The sequence below is a fragment of the Rossellomorea sp. NPDC077527 genome (assembly GCF_044542955.1).
GTDB lineage: Bacteria > Bacillota > Bacilli > Bacillales > Bacillaceae_B > Rossellomorea > Rossellomorea aquimaris_E.
Genome location: NZ_JBITVL010000010.1, coordinates 24065 through 42775, shown reverse-complemented (window position 1 = coordinate 42775; position 18711 = coordinate 24065). Strand labels below are relative to the sequence as shown.

The following is an 18711-nucleotide window of genomic DNA, read 5'->3' as shown; positions in this document are numbered from 1 at the left end:
AAGAGGTTGACCCAAGATTCATTGGATTCTAAGCCGGAAATTCCACAGATATAAATAGATGCTTTGATAGAATATGGCTTGGTCCTATAAGGATGATATCCACTCATCGTTTTGGGTCAGCCTCTTTTTATTTGAAAAATTAATTGAGAAATTAGGTGACGACATTCATGGCAAGGTTTTCAGATATATTACTCATATGCAATGGCAAGGCAGGTCAAGGGACTCTCGAGGTTCTGCTGAAAGATGCTGTACCGCCTTTATTGGATATTTGCTCGAATCTAATCATCCATAAGACGAAAGAAAAAGGTGATGCCGAGAGGGTTTGTAAAGAAACCGGAAGTCAATATGAGCTGGTTGTGATCATGGGCGGTGATGGTACGATCCACGAATCGATCAATGGGCTGTCGGCCCTGAAGGAACGTCCAATGGTAGGTATCCTTCCAGGTGGGACATGCAATGATTTTGCGCGTTCATTACATATCCCCATGAACATAGGACAAGCCGTCCGACTCATTACCGAACGACCTTTCGAAAAGGAAATCGATATCGTCAAAGCCGGTGAAAGATATTTCAGTAATTTCTGGGGAACAGGACTGGTTTCCCAGACGAGCGATAATATAGATGTGGGATCCAAGAGCGTCCTTGGAAAACTGAGCTATTATATCAGTGCATTCCAATCGATCAAGGATTCCCCGATCTTAAATGTGAAGGTCACGACGGAAGATGATGTAGTGGAAGAAGAAGTGGTCATGCTGCTGGTCGCCAATGGACGTTCCATCGGGTCCAATCCACTACCGACCTGTATCAGCATAGATGATGGCTTAATGGACATCTATGTTGTGAAGAAAAGTGGGTTTCCGTTGTTAAAGGAATTCCTTGTGATTAAAAGTACGGGCAACATCAGCGAGGAGTATGATGATATCATGCATATTCAAGCAAAGGAAGCACATATTGAGCTCGGTCAGAATGAAAAGCTTGATATGGACGGGGAATTATACGAAGGAAGCAGGCAATCGCTGAAAGTGTTACCTAAGCATTTACGCTTTGTAGTGGGATCTACTGAATAAAAGAGAGCATGGGTACAGTAGTGTACGCCATGCTCTTTTTAATGAAAGTCATCAGGGAGTGCGTTGTTTCTTTTTGATGACTAAGTAGACGAGATATGCAGCAATCAATACTAAACCTGCTGCCAGGGTAAGGAATGTAAAGTTTTCCTCGATGAAAGGCTTTGCCTTTGCCCCGAGCGTCAGGATGATGGCTCCTTCCAGGAAGAAACGAATTCCTCTTCCGATGATGGACCAAATCACCAATACCCTGATTTTCACACCGGAAACCCCTGCGAAAATCGTAAAGATCTTGTAAGGAACAGGTGTCAGTCCGGCAATCAGAAGGGCCATAGGGCCGAATTTAGTAAAGTATTCCTCTACTTTTTGTATGCGTGCTTCTGAGAATAATCGAACAAGAATCGGTCTACCAAGTTTTTTACCGATCAACCAGCCGAAAAGGGCTCCAATGACAGAAGCTGCTGTCGTATAAAGTGCATACAGCAATGCACTGTCAGGGTTGGCGATCGCTAAAGGAATCAGCAACACATCAGGCGGGATGGGAAAGAAAGATGAATCTGCAAATGAAACAAGAATCAGTCCCCAAACACCGTAATCCAATAACCAGGCTTCGAAAGTATGAAGTAGTTCAGACATTGTACTCTCCTTTATAAAAAAAGCGTTAGTTTCAATTAGAACAGAACATAAGAAAGTATATCACTTTTCATATAGGGAGTCATGAAATATCCAATTCATATCACTTCAATACTTAAAATGCAGATTCCTTCAGGAGTTTCATATCTTTTCAGGAAACACTATTTCTCGGGAAATAGTGACAGAATCTTTTAGAATTCTACATTTCCGAAGGAGAATTTATCCCGAGTAATCTTAAACCTTCAGCAAGGACAATCCCGACGGCTTGAACCAGCGCAAGGCGGGATTTCTTCTGTGGGTCCTCTGAAATGATTTTCGTTTTACCATAATATCGATTGAAGCTTTGTGAAGTGTCGATTAGATATTTGGCAATGACGGATGGGGCATAGTGCTGCCAGGCTTTTTCAATGATTTCCGGGAATAACCTGAGCTGTTTGACCACTTCCCAGCTCTCGGCATCATCAAGACCATCAAATTTCAGGGAATAGGTTTCTCCTGCTTTCCTGAGCAGTGACTGGGCTCTGGCATATGTGTATTGGATATAAGGACCAGTCTCTCCTTCAAAAGTAAGCATGTGATCCAATGAGAATTCAATATCATTGAGACGGTCGTTTTTTAGGTCGTGGAATATGACAGCACCTACTCCGACATCTCTTGCGACTGAGGGTGCATTTTCTAAGCCGGGATTCTTCAGCGTAATGTTCTCCTCCGCCATTGTGATTGCTTCTTGGAGCACTTCTTCGAGAAGGATGACCCTGCCTTTACGTGTCGACATCTTCTTTCCATCCTTTAGATATAGTCCGAATGGAATATGCTTCATGTCATCTGCCCAGTCATATCCAAGCTTTTTCAGCACCGTCATGACTTGCTTGAAATGGATCGTCTGTTCCTGGCCGACGATATAAAGGGCTTCATCAAAGTGATATTGACGCTTCCGGTAGAGGGCGGCTGCCAGGTCCCTTGTAGCATAAAGAGTGGCTCCATCCGATTTCTTGATCAGGCAGGGAGGCAGATTCCCCTCATCCATCCGAACAACTTGGGCCCCTTGAGACTCCTCAAGAAGTTGGTGTTCCTGAAGCAATGTCACGATTTCATCCATCTTATCATTGAAAAATGCTTCCCCGTTATAGGAGTCGAATTTAACACCCAGTAAGGAGTAGATCGTTTTGAAGGCTTGGAGTGATTCATCCTTAAACCATTTCCAAAGCTCCGTGACTTCTTCATCCCCATCTTCCAAAAGCTTAAAGGCTCTTCGCCCTTCATTCTCAAGGCCGGGATCGAGTTCTGCTTCCTCATGAAACCTTTTGTATAGAACGAATAATTCGGCGATCGGGTTTTCTTTCACTTTTTCGGGGTCTCCCCATTTTTTAAACGCGACGATCAGTTTTCCAAATTGTGTACCCCAATCCCCGATATAATTAATCTTCTCGGTCGAGTAGCCGCATTTCTCAGCGATGGTTGCAATGGCATTCCCGATGACCGTTGAACGGAGGTGCCCCATGGAGAATGGTTTGGCGATGTTGGGGGAGGACATGTCTAATACGATGGTCTTCTTTTCTCCGAAGGTTTGTGTTCCATAATCCTTCCCTTTTCCCAAAATATCTGAAACGATTTCCTTCCCTGCTTTTGCCCGGTTGAAGTGAATATTAAGATAAGGACCTACTGCCTCCACCTTGGTGAAAAGGGGAGAGGTAAAGGTGACAGACCATTCATTGGCGATTTGTACGGGGGATTTCTTATAGACTTTAGCCAGCTGGAAGCATGGGAAAGCCAGGTCACCCAGATGACTATGTTTTGGGGTTTCAATCAAATCCCACAGAACATTTTCGCTCCAATCAGGCAGGAGCTGTGCTTTTATTTCATGAGCCAGTAAAGATTTCAAATCCATTTTAGAACACCTCCATTAATATAAAACACAAAAAAACTCGTCTCTACACAGAGACGAGTTTAGCTCGCGGTACCACTCTTATTTCCAATAAGGACACTCATTGTATAACGGGAGATCCCGGCTTTTCCCTACTCCGATTTCGGGGAAAACTTCTCAGAAGTGCGGTTCATCCATGGTTTCACACCAGGCTTCCACCACCCCCGGCTCGCTTTTGATTTACGTCAGGATTACTCTCTTCTTCATTGAATGTTCGATATCTAATTACTATTATTTTACACATCCTGAGGATGAATGCAACCAGTAATTAGGAATCTTCTGAAGAAAACATATACGTTTTGTGGTGGAACCTCATACTGAACACGAGGCCGAGGGCCAGCATATTCCCCATCAGTGAGCTTCCCCCATAGCTGATGAACGGAAGGGGGATACCGGTGATTGGGAGTAATTGAATCGTCATTCCAATGTTCTGGAACACGTGGAATGTGATCATGCTGATAATCCCTGCACACACATAAGCGTTGAAGGGCTCTTTCGTATCAAGGGCCGTCTTGGTCAAATGATAGATCAGCAGGAAGTATAAGCTGATGACGACACTTGCACCGATAAACCCGTACTCTTCACCGATGACGCTGAATATAAAGTCCGTATGGTTTTCCGGGATATACACTTCCCGGTCGCTGTAGCCTTTTCCGAAAATCTGACCCGAACCAATGGCATTAAGGGAGTTGATTAAGTGAAAACCCTCCAATTTTGCGTAGTTATAAGGGTCTAGCCAGGCATAAATCCGGCCGAATTGATATGGCTTTACGTTTAAGTACTTTTCCAATATCTCTGGTGCCCAAATCACGAGTGAAAGGATGCCCGCTCCTATCACCCCGATGGATGCGTAAATGGGAACGATCAACTTCCACGTAATACCTGAAACGAGGATGATCCCCGTCATAATGGCCAATATGACCAGTGATGTCCCTAAATCCGGCTGCTGCATGATGAAAGCAAGGGGAACAAGGGTGGTCAAGCCGATTTTAATTAACAACTGAAAGTCTGTCTGTACGGTTTTTCTTGGATTAAGTTCATGATGGTTGGTAATGACGCGCGCAAGAGCAAGGATTAAGAATGTCTTCATGAATTCTGAAGGCTGTATAGACCCAAGCGGTCCCAGCATGAACCAGCTTTTGGCTCCATTCCGATGAGGTGCGATGCTCTCTGGTGAAATCAATAATAACACGAGCAAGAAAATGCCCGCACCGTATATGTACCAGGCAAGCCGCTTATACTGATCCGAATCCAGGAATAATGCTGCCCCAATAATGATTCCACCCACTACATACCAAAATGCTTGTCTAATGACGAAGTTTGTTCCATACTGCCCTGAGGTCTGGGCGCTGCTGATTCCCATTGCGCTTACGATGAAGAACAGCATTAATAAAAAGAGAAGACCCCAATCGATCTTATCAGCAAATCGCTGGCGAGTTTCCATATTCTATTCACCTGAATTTCTAAAGATTTCACATTCCCTAGTCTAATAGAAATGAAGGGAAATTTCTACTCATGACCGGAGAAATCGTTGAACTTCTATCGGGATTGGACGGGTACTTTGGAGCACTCAGGGAAATGAGTTCATTGGAAATGTAGATAGCAGAAGGGCTCATGGAAAGAATAGAGAGAGAGAATTCCATTTATTACATATTTGTGCTGGGCATTTGTTATTAAAAATAGTGCTAATTTAAAATCCATACAGTCTGTAGTACCGGGATATGACTATTTTCGACAATTCCCTGCGACTTTTGTCATCATTTTGAAATGAAATAGAAAAGAACAAGTGTCTTCTTTATTTGATAAAATAGAAAATATGAACTGTGCACCGTGTTAATCAGATGGAGGGAATGTTCTTGAAGGCAAATAATCGAGTTAAAGATATCATCTATGTTCATAAGAATCCGGAGCGTCAATACGTCGTTTCTTACGGAATTCATTTCAATGAATTTGTTATGAATGCCCGTAAACCCTTAAAGAACTTACTTCTCATAAAGCATCAGTACGAGCATGGTGCTTTTAATATACATACCCATATGGAATATGTAGAAAAGGACGAAATGAAAAAGATTATGAACGACGGGGTTCAAAACTATGGGGATTTCTGCTGGATTGACTTTGAAGAGGAAGTTGGAGTCGATGAATTGAACGGTCAGGAAATTGCGGAACTGCTTTATATGGGGCATATCAAGCAGCCGTTAAACCCTCCTTTTTATTCCAAGCTGAATAATCGCTACGCCTATCTTTCGCATGATGACGGCTGGTTCAATAAGGTTTATTACCGTGACTTCGAGGACTTCTATCATATGCTGGGATCGACCCTTTCATCAAAGCTGAGCTCCATCAAGGGTGGGAAAGGACTGTTCGGTATGAAAAAGGAAAAGCCTTACCCTGTGATCGGAAAGGAAGTCATTCATTCCTTTAGGGACAAGCTTAAAGAAGGGATGGTCATTTCCCTTGAAAAAGCTGTCCTGACAAGAGGGAAAATTGAAATTCCCATCTGGGTGATGGGGGATTATTATGATATGGATGAAATGGCGGAGGATTATGAACAGATTCGCAAGTCCCCTGCGAACGGATTATTATCCTATGACCGCAAGACGAAGAGCTGGAGTGCTCTGCTTAAATGAGAGGCCGTGAAGACATGGTAGAAATACCATTCCATGACACATTGATTCAAGGAATCTTTCTTGAGAGGCTCAATCGGTTTGTACTGGAATGCGAGCTTCCTTCGGGTTCAAAAGAAAAAGTTCATTTACCCGATCCCGGAAGATTGAAGGACTTACTGGTGCCAGGGGGGCCGATATGGCTCCAGGAATCCAATGATCCAAAAAGAAAAACGAAATGGTCAGCTGTCATGACATATGACTCCACAAATGATAGTTATGTATCATTAAATACTCAATATCCCAACCGGCTGGTGTTGAAGGCCTTGCAGCTGGAAATAATGGATGAACTAAAGGAATGGCGCCTTGAAAAAGCCGAATATAAGGCAGGGGGGTCTCGTTTTGACTTCCTTCTAACCCATAAGAAAAATGATGAAAAGTTACTACTTGAAGTCAAAAGTGTCACGATGATCGAGGACGGAATAGGTAAATTTCCCGACGCCGTTACGGCAAGAGGAGCAAGGCATGTCGAAGAACTCACTCATTTTCAGAGGAATGGAAGCTATCAAACAGCAGTCCTATTCATCGCCCAGCGTACAGACCTTAAGGCCATCACTTCAGCGCCGGAAATCGACCCGCATTTTGCACGGATCATGGAAGCAGCCGCGGATCAAGGAGTGCGTTTCATGGGAAGAAGCTGCATCGTGACGCCTGAACGTATCACTCTGGGTGGTTCTGTTCCTGTATATACAAAGGATTAATCTCACCATATGTGCAGATTAATCCTTTTTTTGATCTCTTATTCAATTTCAACGGCAGTCGTCGCTTTATAATCCTGATCTCCCTTGGCAGTCATCCATACCGTCAATGTATATGAGCCGCTCTCGAGCTTCGGCAGGACAATTTTCTGAGTAAATGCTTCTCCTTGCTTCACTGTGATTTCCTGCAAGGCCTGGGTATACATCTTATTCTTTGAATCTTTATATACGACCTCGCCTTTTTCGTTTCTCAGTTCGTAGTCGATCTTCTGTCCTGAAGAGAATTCAAAGGTTTTTTCCTGTTCGGTTTGGTTTTTCACTGAATATACGTAAACATTCTGATCTGCTGCATCCTGCTTTGTTAATGAAGGTTCCATTGCGCCTGCGACAATTCCTTTCTGCACGGTCATATCCTCACCTGCTTCCTGATTCGTTCCATTATTCGTCGAATCGCTGTCGTTTTCATCAGCCGTCCCACATCCGGCCATTCCCGCCATAAGAATGATGGTGATCATCAGTAATCGCTTCACGTTAAAGTCACCTCCTTACCGTATTAGACAAGGTTTGAGTCAAAAGGTTACAAGCTGTATAAAATATGAGCAAGAAGACATAGGTCATCGATAGGGCAATCATTTTCTTATGTAAGGCAGATTACTTTTTTATATTAATCGGTCCAGTACAATAGAATTATAGTAAAGCGCAGAGGAGTAGGATGGATGAAAAAATGGTTAGCTATACTGGGCGTCATTTCCTTACTGTTAGTATCGGCTTGTGATTCTTCAAATATAAATGGTGCCGGTAAAATTCCGGACGGAGATTGGAAGACGATCGCGTCGAATGCAGAAGGGACCAAAGTGAATATGTTCATGTGGGGAGGAGATGAAGGGATCAATCGATATATAGATGAGGTCATGGCTCCCATGCTGAAAGAAAAGCATCATATCGAACTGAACCGTGTACCTTTGGATACAACTGAAATCCTTCAGAAGCTGCAAACGGAGAAACGGGCTGACAAAGAAAAGGGCACGATCGATATCGTCTGGATCAACGGTGAGAATTTTAAAAATGCAAAAGAAAATAAGTTATTGGCAGGTTCATTCACGGACCAGCTGCCGAATTACAACCAATATTACGATACCACGAGCGACGCCTTCCGTTATGATTTTGGAACGGAAACGGAAGGGTTCGAAGCACCGTGGGGAAAGGTTCAATTCGTTTTTTTCTATAATAGTGAGAAAGTGAACCATCCTCCTTCTACCTTTGAGGAACTGAAAACGTTCATGAAAGAGAATCCAGGGAAATTTACGTATCCAAATCCGAGTGATTTCACAGGGAATGCGTTTCTTAGACATCTTCTTTATGCGAAAACAGACAAGAATCTGGTTCAGGATGGGTTTGATGAAGAGAATGCGAACAGACTAGGAACCGATGTCTGGAACGAATTAAACGAACTGAAGCCATACTTATGGCGTCAAGGGGAAACCTATCCTGCCACCTTAACTGATCTTGATAAGCTGTACAGTCAGGGAGAGGTATGGATGACGATGGGGTATAACGAAGCGAGGGCCGAGCATTTGATCAAAGACGGAGTCTTCCCCGAAAGTACGAAGTCCTTCCTATTAGAGGACGTCGGGTCAATCGGAAACACCCATTTCCTGGCGATTCCATTTAATAGTCCGAATAAAGAAGGGGCCATGGTGACCATTAATGAGTTTTTATCACCAGAAGCACAGTATGAGAAATTGAAGCCGGATTATTGGGGGGAAAGTTCTCCTATCTCTTACGACAAGCTTGATGAGGAATGGAGAGAGAAATTCATGGGAATTGATCGTGGAAAAAGTGTACTGGAGGCATCTGAGCTTGAGAAACATTTCAAAGGTGAGCTTGATGCCGCCTATGTGGAATGGCTAAAGGAGAACTGGAACCGTGAAGTGGTTGAAAGTCAATAATGCGTTCCTCATCCTTCCAGGCGTTCTCTTTTTTCTATTGATTCCGGGGCTTGGGATTGTCCTTGCAATCTTTGAAAGTGTAAGGGACAGAGGAACCTTCACCTTTGCACATTACCAGGAATTGATTGTAGAGGACCGGTTTATCTCTTCCGTCCTTTTCAGCTTGATGGTGACTTCCATCTCAACCATCCTGGCCCTTGTGATTGGCCTGGGAATCGTAAAGGCCTTCTCTCCGTTGTTAAAGGATAATAAGCATAAATTGCTGGTGTGGATCCCAATGCTCGTTCCCCACTTTGTATGGGCTTATCTTGTCTATTTACTCTTCAATCAGAGCGGTTTCTTCTCGAATGTAGCCGGTTTGCTTGGATGGATAGACGATCGCAGTCAGTTCCCGATAGTGGTTCAGGACCGGAACGGGGTCGGAATTATCTTGACGTATGTGTGGAAGGAAGTCCCATTTGTGACCCTGATGATGCTGCCTGTGTATGCTACCCTGTCAAAAAGGTATAAAGAGGTTGCTTCATTATTGGGAGCGGGACCATATCAAGCCTTCTGGGTAGCGGAATGGCCTTTGATCTTTCCGGTGTTTATTGAAACCGGAGCGATATTATTTGCCTTCATCTTTACCGCATTCGAGGTTCCGCAGCTTCTTGGAGTGACGTCCCCGCAAATGCTTGCCATTCTAGCATACGACTGGTTTTACAGCGGAAGCTGGAGTGATCGTCCGTTGGCGTTTGCTTCGCTTGTCCTGACAGGTCTCGTGATCGGGATCATCATGTGGGTCGTCCTTTATATGACGAATAAAAAGCGAATGCACATCACTAAAGGGATTGGGAATTAGGGGTGTTACGTTGAGGAAATCAATTTTTTACAGCATATCATTTATTCTATTTGTCTTTCCCCTTCTCTTTTTAGTATATAAAAGCTTTTATGGTGTGTGGGTATGGGGGAGCCCCGATCAAGGAAATCCGAGTGTAAGAGCGTGGGAACGGTTGTTGAATCAAGGGGAGTTCCTGGATTCCATAGGGATATCGATTTGGATCGCCCTTATCGTCCTGGGCCTCAATCTTGTGATCGGCATCACCTCTGGAAAGGTATATGCCTTCTCCTCTTTCAGGGGGAAATCGATGCTTGAAGCGCTCATGATGCTTCCCCTTTTTATACCGGTATTGGTTGTGGCCATCGGTCTTCATATCACGTTTATCCGATATGGTCTTTCGGATCATTGGCTTGGAGTGGCCCTCGTCCATCTGGTCCCGACGATCCCTTACAGCATCAAAATGTTTAAGACAGGCTATGAACGAATCGGTTCTAAATTAATTGAACAATCAACCATCCTTGGGGGAAGCTCCTTACAACGCCTGTACCATGTTGAATTACCTCTGCTTCTACCAAGCATCCGGAGTGTGTTGTTCCTGACAATTGTCATTTCCTTAAGTCAATACGTCCTTACTGCGATCATAGGGGGAGGGAACGTGGTGACCCTGGCAATGGTTTACTACCCATTTACCAATACGGCAGACGAAGCGGTCGTAGCTGCATTCTCTATTGTGTTTGCCCTTATCCCCATCGCGTTTTATATCATGTTGGAAGGATGCTTGACTGTCATGCTCCCATATCAGCATCTAAGAGGGAGGAAGAAGCTGTGAATACATTCATAGAGATTCAAGGAATATCAAAAACATTTAAAGAGAAAGAAATATTAACAGACACGACGCTTACACTGAACAAAGGTGAGATCCTTTCCCTGGTGGGAGCATCGGGTTCAGGTAAATCAACCTTTCTGCGCATTCTATCAGGCTTAGAATCTGCCACGCAGGGAAAGGTGTTAATAGAAGGAAACGATATTTCTTCCATCAGACCTCAGAACCGCCCCATCGGGATGGTCTTTCAACAACCTTTATTATTCCCTCATATGAATGTTCTTGAAAATGTCATGTATGGGTTAAAGATGAAAGGGAGAAGAAAAAAGGAAACCAAGGAGAGGGCAATGGACTATATCGAAAGAGTCGGTCTTGGGGAATTCATGCACCACTATCCTTCAGAGCTCTCCGGGGGTCAGCAGCAGCGGGTGTCCCTGATCCGTTCCCTCATCCTGAAGCCAAAGCTATTGCTTCTGGATGAACCATTCAGCAGTCTTGATCTGCAATTGAGGAAAGAATTGAGACACTGGGTCAGGAGCATTCTAAAGGAAGAAGAAACCACGGTTATATTCGTGACCCATGACCGGGATGAAGCGTATGAGATGGGGGATCGCGTGGCAGTGTTACACGATGGGCGATTCTTGCAGATAGGTAGTCCAGATGAGATCTATTACCGGCCCGCATCCCCATTTGTCGCGTCATTCATGAGCGATGGCCTCATCTTAAGAGGGAGGCAGTTTGTTCATGCTTCCCAAATAAAGGTCAGCTCTAGCGGTCAGGGTGTTTTGTCCCCGAAATGGAAGGGAGCGGTAAAGCAAAAACGTTTCATAGCGGGAACGAATATTTATGAAGTATGGGTGGAGGATTTGAAGCAAAAACTGAATCTCCCCCTTGACGGACACCCATCACTCGAGGCGGTCTGGCTATATACCGAGGAAGAGAACATTCAGACGTTTCATCAAGAGGAGTAGGAGGGAAGACAATGAAGAAGAAGGAAATAGGCAAAATTCTGCTGTTTATTGCAATTTTACTATCCCTCATGTGGCTGAGCCGAAATTTCTTCCAGGTCAAGCCGCATGATATAAGGGATTGGATCGTGTCATTTGGTATATGGGCTCCGATTGTCTTTATCGTCGTATATACGATCCGACCACTGATCCTTTTCCCGGCTTCCATCCTTTCACTGGCGGCAGGACTTGCTTTCGGCGCTGTCCAAGGTTTCTTTTATATTATTTTAGGTGCCCTCGGCGGTGCAACGGTCGCCTACTATGCAGCAAGCTTCCTTGGAGAAAAATTATTAAAAAGACCATCTGCCAGAATGGAGAAAATACAGGCCAAGATGGAGGAGAGCGGCTTCTTTTATGTCCTCCTATTACGCCTCGTTCCATTCCTCAATTTTGATTTGATTAGCTATCTGGCTGGGATGGGGAAGGTGAAATACGTTCCGTACATTCTTGCTACAGCCATCGGAATTTTACCCGGCACGTTTGGTTACGTCTTTCTAGGGTCAAGCTTGGTAGGAGAAGATCGAACGAAATTATATATTGCCCTCGCATTTTTCCTGGTCATGATCATCGTACCACTCATTTTCAAAAAGAAGATGAAAGCATGGCTGGGGTTATCGGGGAAAGAAGATAAATAAAGGATGGGAACAATATGTTAGACACTCACGCCCGCAAATGGGTGCAGCCAAGTATAGAGGGAACGGCAAGGCTGTTTTTAAAAAAAGGACTATCAGCCAATCAGGTGACGCTCACGGCCTTTGTCGTGGGGTCGGTCACTGGACTGGTGTATTACTTGGGATTTCCGTTCATCGCCGTCACCTTATTATGGCTGTCCGGGTTCCTCGACGCAGTGGACGGAACGATGGCACGATTGACCAAGCCTTCTCCGTTCGGGACCGTCATGGATGTGACCTTTGATCGAATCGTTGAGATCAGTGTCCTCCTTGGCGTTGCTTTCCTGCACCCTGACATTATGTGGGCCACCCTCTTATTGAGTGTCTCCATCATCATCTCCATGACCATTTTTCTCACAGTCGGAGCCGTATCAGAGAAGCAGGGGATGAAGTCATTCTATTACCAGGCGGGACTCGCTGAGAGGACGGAAGGATTCATTCTATTCAGCGTCATGATGCTATTTCCCTCGATAGTCCTGTGGACGACGTTACTATTTTTTGCAGTGGAATTGTACACGGGTATCCAGCGGTTTCTGGAAGCGAAACGATTACTTTCTTAAGGAGAGATGAAGATGGATCAATACGATTTGATAGTCATAGGGGGAGGCGCCGGTGGACTGACCGTCGCATCGGGAGCCGCTTCCCTTGGAGCCAAAGTAGCCCTTGTCGAAAAAAGCGGTGTGCTTGGCGGGGACTGCCTGCACTTTGGCTGCGTTCCGTCAAAGGCATTCATCCAGGCAGCAAGGGAAGTAGCTACTATAAGGAAAGGTGATGCTTTTGGATTCGAAACCAAAGGGACCGTTGACATGAAAAAGGTGAAAGAGAGAGTCAAAGGAGCCATAGCGCATATCCAACAGCATGACGATCCCGAGCGCTTCCTGGAATTAGGGGTCGATATCTATTTCGGTGGAGCCGAGTTCCTGGATCCCCACACCATTCTGGTGGAGAAAGAGGACAGGATCTCAGGGAAAAGGATTGTCGTGGCGACTGGATCAAGTCCTAGGGTACCAGATATCGAAGGCCTTTCCGAGGTAGAGTATCACACAAATGAAACGGTATTCGACGTCGAGGAACTGCCAAACCGGGTTGTGTTCGTGGGAGGAGGTCCGATCGGACTTGAGCTTGCCCAGGCATTTTCCCATTTAGGTTCTGAAGCTGTTGTCCTGGAACAACATGATGAGGTTTTAGTGAAAGAAGATAAAGAAATTCGTGAAGTGGCAGCCGACATACTAGAAAAGGATATCCAGTTTGTGTATGGAGCAGAGATCAAACGGGTATCAAAGCGGGATGGCGGGCAGAAAACGGTCCATTATATGAAAGACGGTGTGGAGCATTCTGTTAATGGGGACCTATTATTTTTGGCAACCGGCCGAAAACCCGGGACGGAATCTTTAAACCTGTCTGCAGCCGGCGTGGAAATGGACGACCGCGGTTTCATCAAAGTGAATGATGAACTAAGAACGAATCATCCACATATTTTCGCCATCGGGGACGTGAACGGCCGCTACCCATTCACACACGGAGCCGGAATGGAAGGGAAACTCGTCGTCCAAAACGCTGTGTTCGGATTGAAACGAAAGGTTTCCTACAAAAAACTGCCTTGGACAACCTATACGACACCAGAAATCTTTCATATCGGATTGACCGAAGAAGAGGCCATGGAAAAAGGAATTCAGTATAAAGTCTTTAAGAAGACATTGGACGAAGTCGACCGCTTCGTTGCCGACCACCGAACCGAAGGACTCGTCAAAATCATCACAGACTCAAGCGGGAAAATACTCGGTGCCCACGCAGTCGGTTCCGGTGCAGGAGACTGGATGCAGCCTGTCGTGTTTGCCATGGAAAAAGGAAGCAAGATTGGTGCTCTGTCCAATATGGTCTACCCTTATCCGAATCACGCAGCAGCTGTACAGCAGGTAGCGGACCTCTATTGGAGGGAGAAGCTGTTTGATGGGGTATTGCCTGTGATTAGTAAGAAGTATGTGGAGTTGTTTAGATAGATGTGTAGGAGTGCGCGGCTGCTGGTTGGTGGTCGTGTTTTTTTTGTGTGGGTTGGGGTGTGGGATGTGGCGAGTGGTGGCGTTCACAATTTGGCCCAATAAACCGGGGAAGTGGCCCAATAAATGCCGAAAGTGGCCCAATTTATATTAAATGTGGCCCGAAAAACCCACAAAGTGGCCCAATAACCGATATCATGAAAACTCAACTTACAATATATTTGTAAAATAAAGGGTTTTTATAAGCGGGTGTCGAATAAACGTGTATACAATGAAAGGAGTTGATAAATTGATCGTTAAAAACAGGGAAATACCCCGGAGAATTTTAATGAATGAAGCATTATTAGAAAGACTCTCTCCTGCTCATAGCCATTGGCATATCATAAAGGCGGATTTAGCCAAGCGAAAAGCCGGTTACCGGGGAGAATTACAATTAGACTATCATCTGAAGTTTATATCTAAAAATAAAAATATATTCATCTTGCATGATCTTCGACTTGAAATAGATGACCGTCACTTTCAAATCGATACCCTCCTCTTAACCCCACAAGTCTTCATCATTATAGAAGTCAAGCACATAGCTGGAACCTACACATTAGATTCGAGATTCGACCAAGCCATTCGAAAGGTAGAGGATAAAGAAGAGGCATTCAGTCACCCTGTCACACAGGTCGAACGCCAGAAGAAGCAGTTGGTAAGGTGGTTCATCAACAGAAAGCTGCCTTCAATCCCGATTTCTACACTTGTTGTCATGACGAATAAATCCACAATCATTGATACTACTTCTCCTAATGAAAAATATCATAATGTGATCAGGGTAGAAAATGTAGAGGGATGGATTTTATCCGTACTTGCTCTTCATAGAAAAGAATCTATTCCAGCAAAACAATTAAAAAAAATCTCCAGCCAATTAGTGAAAAAACACACTGCACCCTTTGCTTTCCCTAAAGACATTTATGGAGTTACTCCAGGTGAAATAATGTCTGGTGTAAAGTGTTCGCAATGTCAACATCTTCCTATGGTAAGGAGATATGCTCATTGGGAGTGCACGGAATGTGGTGGGAAATCAAAAGATGGTCATATAGCTGCTTTAAACGACTATGCCCTTTTAATTTCTGATCGAATAAACAACAAGCAAGTTAGAAAATTCCTCCATTTAGAATCGAGAAAGATTGCTTATAAGATTCTTCAATCCATGCAGCTCAATTCAGAAGGGATGACGAAAAACAAAACCTACCACCTCACCCCCCATACCTTCCAACAAACCTCACATCAATCCAATTCTTCAACCGCCACGCCCAGCCGTTGACCAATGAAAATGATCCATATGTCAAAAAGCCCTCCTTATTCCCAATCGACATAATCGCCAGATACCGGTTCTGCGGTTCAAAGGGAATGATCTTTCCACCAGCCGCTGCACCGGTCAGGTTTTTCCATAGCACAGGGCCTTGTCGCACAGCCGTGACCCCGTTTTTCGGAAGATTGGGGAAGTCTTGTAAAGTTGCGCAGTCACCTGCTCCGAATACGTTTGGGTATTCGACGGATTGGAGGTAGCTGTTCACGAGGAGGAAGCCTTTTTCATCTGTCTGCAGCACACTGCTTCCGAAGAGTGGAGGCGCTTTGGGCCCGCCTAAGAAAATGATCTCATCAAATCCTAAGGTCCGTCCCTCTCCCGTATGTACGCGGGTACTATCTACTTTTGTCACACGTCCTTTATGCAATTCGATGCCTTTTGAATGGGCAACTCTCGTCATTTTCTTTGATGAAAAGGAACCTGCTTTTTCTATGAGTGGTGAAGAATGAATCACTGTAACGGCATGATCCTCATACCCCATTTTCATTTTCCATGCTTTCAAAGATAAAGCCATCTCAATACTCGCTGCGCCTCCACCGATAAAGACCGTCCTTCTGCTGTTACGCAGTTTCTCGATTTGCTCGGGGAAACGATAGTTCGGTTTGATGGGCAGATTGTGCGTATGTAAACCTTGGATCTCCAGCGAGTCATTCCGCGACCCGATGTCGAAAGAAACGAAGTCGTAGGTGAATATGTCTCCCTTGTCTGTTAAGAGATGCTGTTCATCGGGATCGATAGAGAGGACGGTGCTTTCGACAAAGTCACAGCCAGCCCTCTCACATAAATTATCTAAATCGATCCGGGTTTCTTCTAATGAATAGATTCCTTCTGTATATCCGGAGAACATTCCCGAGTAATGCTGATAGCGGGAAGGGGAGATGAGGATCCATTTCACGGTTTCTTCTTGCGGTTGTATCTTTTTTAAACAGTGAAGGTGACTGTGTCCGCCACCAACCAGGATGATTGTTTTCATAGTGGGACTCCTTTTAGAGAGATCGTTTTTCTTCCCATTCTTCCCGGATCATGCCCATTCGGATGGAGTCGTAATAGACGCCATTGTAATAACGGCATTTTCGCATACGACCTTCAAGCTGCATGCCGATTTTTTCTGCGGCCTTCATCATCCGTTCATTTCCTGACCAGGTCGTGATGCCGACCCGTCCGATTTCCTTTGTAGTAAAAAGGTGGTCTACCCATAGGGATAAGGCTTCGGTCCCGTATCCACCGTTCCAGTATGCGGGATCATAGATCACAATCCCGGCCTCAAGCCATCTGGTGGGCTCATAATCCCAATAGTATCCGACGGTTCCGATGATGGTTCCGTCAACTTCGATGATCCGCTGGAATTCATCGCTGCGGTTTTTATTCCGGGTGGATGATTCCATATACTCGTCAAGAGGGACATATTTATGTTCAAAATAAGGGGCGTCCCATTTTTTCCATTCCGGAGAAGGATCCCCGTAAATATAGTCCCATAAAGTAGGAAGGTCTCTCTCTTCTATTTTTCTTAGTGTTACACGCTGCCCGGTTAATTTCAATTTATGAGCACTCCTTTAATGTGTTAATATTTCCATTATACAGAAAATGACAGAGATATTCAGTGGTGAAGTGACTGATTCACGGATCGGAGAGTGGTTCCCTGGACCTATGCGTCACGTCGTCTAAACGTCATATGCAGATAAAATGGTCACCGCGGTGTCTTTTTCAGACTGATTTCAAAAATAAAAATAGAGGTCCGTCCCTCCGATTGGAGGGACGGACCTCTATTAGGTTAGCTTGCTTTAATAGAAGATACGTGTGCTTTTTTCTTTTGGGTCAGTTTGTCGACGATCGATGTGATGGCGCCGTCACCGGTTACGTTGCAGGCAGTTCCGAAGCTGTCCTGTGCGAGATACAGGGCGATCATAAGGGACGTCATTGTCGGTCCGAATCCAAGCATCGTTTCAAGTAGTCCAAGGGCTGCCATGACGGCTCCCCCTGGAACACCGGGTGCTGCAATCATCGTGATGCCAAGCATCAGAATGAATGGAAACAGCTGAGTGAATTGCAGTGCCTCGCCCTGGATGAACATGACGGCCATGGCGCAGCTGACAAGAGTGATGGTACTTCCTGATAAGTGAATCGTAGCAAGAAGCGGTACAGAGAAATCGGCAATGCGTTCTCTTGAACCGATTTTCTTGGAACGTTCAAGGGTCACCGGGATCGTGGACGCGGAAGACTGTGTTCCGAGTGCCGTAAAGTAAGCTGGGAGCATCCCTTTCATCATGGAAAGAGGGTTTTGTTTTCTCAGTGTCCCTGCAGCTGTATATTGAATAATTAAGAAAATAACATGTAAAAGAATGATCATGACAAATACTTTAGCAAATACAGACATGATGGCACTCACTTGTCCACCTTGCGTCATATTGGCGAAAATTCCAAGTATATGAACAGGTAACAGTGGAATGATGATCTTTTCAATCACAAGCTCGACGATGTTCCTGAATTCATCCATCCCTTTTTGAAGGGTGTCGCCTTTGATGGCGGCCATTCCAAGTCCGATGGTGAAAGCGATGAGCAATGCCGACATAACGCCCATGATTGGAGGCATGTCCACTGTAAAGAAACCTTTGAGAAGAGCTTCTTCAGGATTTTCAAATGACTGGGAAGTTTGATTGGCCAGTAAAGATGGGTATATAGACTTCGCAACGGCAAAGGCGAGTAAACCGGCTAATACTGTGGAACCGTACGCGAGGGCAGTGGTCAATCCAAGAAGTTTCCCTGCGCCTTTTCCCATGGAGCCGATCCCAGGAGCGATAAAGCCGATGATGATCAACGGAATCGCAAATCCGAGGAAATTACCGAATAATCCATTGAATGTAGCGAAGATTTTCACAAACCATTCTGGTGCATAGGCACCAATGACAATACCTGACGCAATACCTAATAGAATCTTAGGCAGTAAACCGAGCTTTCTCATCTGGGTGTCCTCCTTAAAAATACAAATGTTTTTGATAGAGGGATTATACACCTTATGCCATGATAGTTTAATAGCTTTTTAAATAGGCGAAATCTTAAGTGTATTCAGAATAATAATAGGTCCATTTTGTCGCAGGACTGGTTTTC

General features: G+C 44.8%; 18 protein-coding genes and 1 other annotated feature. Of the genes, 11 read left to right on the top strand and 7 right to left on the bottom strand.

The window, feature by feature from the left end:
• Positions 1 to 167 precede the first annotated feature (167 nt).
• Positions 168 to 1067 carry a diacylglycerol/lipid kinase family protein gene (locus ACIGG7_RS22080; RefSeq protein ID WP_397551040.1) on the top strand — a complete coding sequence of 300 codons (900 nt, stop codon included), beginning with the start codon at positions 168 to 170 and terminating at the stop codon, positions 1065 to 1067.
• 51 nt (positions 1068 to 1118) lie between these two features.
• On the opposite strand, the gene ACIGG7_RS22075 is transcribed toward ACIGG7_RS22080, so the two are convergent.
• The 3 genes from ACIGG7_RS22075 to ACIGG7_RS22065 form a co-directional block, all read right to left on the bottom strand.
• Positions 1119 to 1700: a YqaA family protein gene (locus ACIGG7_RS22075; RefSeq protein WP_397551039.1), complete on the bottom strand. Its 582-nt coding sequence runs from the start codon at positions 1698 to 1700 to the stop codon at positions 1119 to 1121.
• 196 nt (positions 1701 to 1896) lie between these two features.
• Positions 1897 to 3585, bottom strand: coding sequence for an arginine--tRNA ligase (gene argS, locus ACIGG7_RS22070; protein ID WP_224945251.1), 1689 nt, complete (start codon positions 3583 to 3585; stop codon positions 1897 to 1899).
• Positions 3586 to 3631: 46 nt separating this feature from the next.
• Positions 3632 to 3837: a binding site (T-box leader), on the bottom strand.
• 52 nt (positions 3838 to 3889) lie between these two features.
• Positions 3890 to 5065, bottom strand: coding sequence for an FtsW/RodA/SpoVE family cell cycle protein (locus ACIGG7_RS22065; RefSeq protein WP_224945253.1), 1176 nt, complete (start codon positions 5063 to 5065; stop codon positions 3890 to 3892).
• 412 nt (positions 5066 to 5477) lie between these two features.
• On the opposite strand from ACIGG7_RS22065, the gene ACIGG7_RS22060 reads away from it, so the two are divergent.
• The gene (locus tag ACIGG7_RS22060) at positions 5478 to 6251 is read left to right on the top strand and encodes a hypothetical protein (protein ID WP_397551038.1); all 774 of its coding nucleotides are present in this window, start codon (positions 5478 to 5480) and stop codon (positions 6249 to 6251) included.
• 14 nt (positions 6252 to 6265) lie between these two features.
• On the top strand, positions 6266 to 6988 hold the full coding sequence (gene sfsA / locus ACIGG7_RS22055) for a DNA/RNA nuclease SfsA (RefSeq protein WP_224945257.1): 723 nt from the start codon (positions 6266 to 6268) through the stop codon (positions 6986 to 6988).
• Positions 6989 to 7026: 38 nt separating this feature from the next.
• Here sfsA and ACIGG7_RS22050 read toward each other — a convergent pair whose 3' ends face one another.
• Positions 7027 to 7515, bottom strand: a complete 489-nt coding sequence (locus tag ACIGG7_RS22050) for a BsuPI-related putative proteinase inhibitor (protein WP_224945259.1) — start codon at positions 7513 to 7515, stop codon at positions 7027 to 7029.
• A 186-nt stretch (positions 7516 to 7701) separates the two neighbouring features.
• Here ACIGG7_RS22050 and ACIGG7_RS22045 point away from each other — a divergent pair, with 186 nt between their 5' ends.
• The 8 genes from ACIGG7_RS22045 (at position 7702) to ACIGG7_RS22010 (ending at position 15561) form a co-directional block, all read left to right on the top strand.
• Positions 7702 to 8934 (top strand): ABC transporter substrate-binding protein, encoded by a 1233-nt coding sequence (locus tag ACIGG7_RS22045; protein ID WP_397551037.1) that lies wholly within the window; start codon positions 7702 to 7704, stop codon positions 8932 to 8934.
• Positions 8912 to 9775, top strand: a complete 864-nt coding sequence (locus ACIGG7_RS22040; RefSeq protein WP_224945263.1) for an ABC transporter permease — start codon at positions 8912 to 8914, stop codon at positions 9773 to 9775. Before ACIGG7_RS22045 ends, ACIGG7_RS22040 begins: the two co-directional genes overlap by 23 nt.
• Positions 9776 to 9785: 10 nt before the next feature.
• Positions 9786 to 10583 (top strand): ABC transporter permease, encoded by a 798-nt coding sequence (locus tag ACIGG7_RS22035; protein WP_397551036.1) that lies wholly within the window; start codon positions 9786 to 9788, stop codon positions 10581 to 10583.
• The gene (locus tag ACIGG7_RS22030; RefSeq protein ID WP_397551035.1) at positions 10580 to 11548 is read left to right on the top strand and encodes an ABC transporter ATP-binding protein; all 969 of its coding nucleotides are present in this window, start codon (positions 10580 to 10582) and stop codon (positions 11546 to 11548) included. The genes ACIGG7_RS22035 and ACIGG7_RS22030 overlap by 4 nt, the downstream gene beginning before the upstream one ends.
• 11 nt (positions 11549 to 11559) lie before the next feature.
• Positions 11560 to 12219: a TVP38/TMEM64 family protein gene (locus tag ACIGG7_RS22025; protein WP_224945269.1), complete on the top strand. Its 660-nt coding sequence runs from the start codon at positions 11560 to 11562 to the stop codon at positions 12217 to 12219.
• Between the two features lie 14 nt (positions 12220 to 12233).
• Positions 12234 to 12815 (top strand): CDP-alcohol phosphatidyltransferase family protein, encoded by a 582-nt coding sequence (locus tag ACIGG7_RS22020; RefSeq protein WP_224945271.1) that lies wholly within the window; start codon positions 12234 to 12236, stop codon positions 12813 to 12815.
• A gap of 12 nt (positions 12816 to 12827) precedes the next feature.
• Positions 12828 to 14255 carry a dihydrolipoyl dehydrogenase family protein gene (locus tag ACIGG7_RS22015; RefSeq protein ID WP_397551034.1) on the top strand — a complete coding sequence of 476 codons (1428 nt, stop codon included), beginning with the start codon at positions 12828 to 12830 and terminating at the stop codon, positions 14253 to 14255.
• 325 nt (positions 14256 to 14580) lie between these two features.
• On the top strand, positions 14581 to 15561 hold the full coding sequence (locus ACIGG7_RS22010; protein ID WP_397551033.1) for a nuclease-related domain-containing protein: 981 nt from the start codon (positions 14581 to 14583) through the stop codon (positions 15559 to 15561).
• Here the strand turns inward: ACIGG7_RS22010 and ACIGG7_RS22005 are convergent.
• From ACIGG7_RS22005 to ACIGG7_RS21995, 3 genes are all read right to left on the bottom strand, one after another.
• Positions 15494 to 16579 carry an FAD-dependent oxidoreductase gene (locus ACIGG7_RS22005; RefSeq protein WP_397551032.1) on the bottom strand — a complete coding sequence of 362 codons (1086 nt, stop codon included), beginning with the start codon at positions 16577 to 16579 and terminating at the stop codon, positions 15494 to 15496. The genes ACIGG7_RS22010 and ACIGG7_RS22005 overlap by 68 nt on opposite strands.
• Before the next feature lie 13 nt (positions 16580 to 16592).
• Positions 16593 to 17144 carry a GNAT family N-acetyltransferase gene (locus ACIGG7_RS22000; protein ID WP_397551031.1) on the bottom strand — a complete coding sequence of 184 codons (552 nt, stop codon included), beginning with the start codon at positions 17142 to 17144 and terminating at the stop codon, positions 16593 to 16595.
• Between the two features lie 233 nt (positions 17145 to 17377).
• Positions 17378 to 18565, bottom strand: coding sequence for a dicarboxylate/amino acid:cation symporter (locus ACIGG7_RS21995; protein WP_224945281.1), 1188 nt, complete (start codon positions 18563 to 18565; stop codon positions 17378 to 17380).
• Between the last annotated feature and the right edge of the window lie 146 nt (positions 18566 to 18711).